The sequence below is a fragment of the Pseudomonas sp. RIT-PI-q genome, from assembly GCF_001297125.1.
In the GTDB taxonomy this organism is placed as follows: domain Bacteria; phylum Pseudomonadota; class Gammaproteobacteria; order Pseudomonadales; family Pseudomonadaceae; genus Aquipseudomonas.
Genome location: NZ_LHPC01000035.1, coordinates 1 through 1429 on the forward strand (window position 1 = coordinate 1; position 1429 = coordinate 1429).

The 1429-nt window shown below is 57.1% G+C and carries 1 protein-coding gene; it reads right to left on the reverse strand.

Features of this window, described 5'->3' with window-relative positions:
- Positions 1-37: 37 nt before the first annotated feature.
- A partial coding sequence (locus AEQ67_RS19155; RefSeq protein ID WP_063854466.1) for an IS1182 family transposase occupies positions 38-1429 on the reverse strand: 1392 nt, incomplete at its 5' end.

Below are 1429 nucleotides of genomic sequence, written 5' to 3' on the forward strand. Positions count from 1 at the left end.
GCTTTACAGCTTGTCCATCGGGCAAAGCAGGGGCTTTTCAGGCCGCCAACGCCTTCATCAAGCTCTGCGCACCGAGGATTTTCATCACCCGCTTCAAGTTGTAAGCGAGCACGTTCAAGCTCATTTCGGTGCTCACCCCGGCTAATCGCCGCGTCAGAAAGTGCGTCGCACCCATCCACTGCTTGAGTGTCCCGAAGGGATGCTCGACCGTTCGCTTGCGGATGTTCATCATCTGTGGCGCATTGTCCAGGCGGACCTGCATTTCCTCCAGCACCGCCTCATGCTCCCAGCGACGAACCTTTCGCTCCCTGGACGGTGTGCATTGCGCTTTGATCGAACAGGCTCGGCAGTTGGAGCTCCAGTAACTGTCCAGCTTCCTGCCTTTATCGATGTAAGAGGAGCGCCAAATCAGCACATCCTTGGCGGGGCAGAGGTACACATTTTTGTCCGCGTTGTAGACAAAAGCGTCATTGTTGAAGCGACCATTGGACTTGGCGCGCGAGCTCAGCGTCTTCGGCACATAAGCGGTAATCCCTGCCTCGTGGCAGGCCAGGATCTCCCCACTTTTGTAGTACCCCCGGTCCGCCACCACCGACAGCGATTCGAGTTTCATCGCCTCACGGGCCTGCTCGGCCATCGAGCTGAGCTGATCACGGTCGTGACCCACATTGGTCACCTCGTGGGCGACGATCAGATGGTGCTGGGTGTCAACCGCGGTCTGTACGTTGTAACCCACGATGCCGTTGCCGCTCGTCATCATGGAGCGCGCGTCCGGGTCGGTCAGCGAGATCTGTTTGTCCGGCGATTTTTCAATCTGTATTTCAATCGCCTGAAGCGCCTTCATCTGCTCCTTCAGTTTGGCGATTTTTTCTTCCAGCCCGCCACCTTTGGGCCCTGAAGACTTGGGCTCTTCCCGATCAGCCGCATCCAGCGCCTTTAGATATCGGGCAATGCTCGATTCGATTTCCTCCATCCGCCGCTTCAGCTTGGCGCTGGTGAAGTTGCGGTCGCGGTGGTTCACCGCCTTGAATTTGCTGCCGTCGATGGCAACGAGATGTTCCGAAAAAAGCCCCAGTTGCTGACACAGCACCACAAACTGCCGACAAACACCTCGAATGGCCTTGCCGTTGTCTTTGCGGAAGTTGGCGATGGTCTTGAAATCCGGCATCAAACGGCCGGTCAGCCACATCAGTTCGACATTCCGGTGGGCCTCGCGCTCAAGGCGCCGGCTCGATTGAATGCGGTTGAGATAGCCGTAGATGTAAATTTTCAGCATGACGGCAGGATGGTAAGCGGGCCGGCCCGTTTCAGCCGGAACAGCGCTTTCAAAACCCAAGGTGATAAGGTCGAGCTCATCCACGAAGACATCGACAACACGCACCGGATTGGTGTCGCTGACGTAATCGTCCAGGCTCTCGGGGAGCAAGGT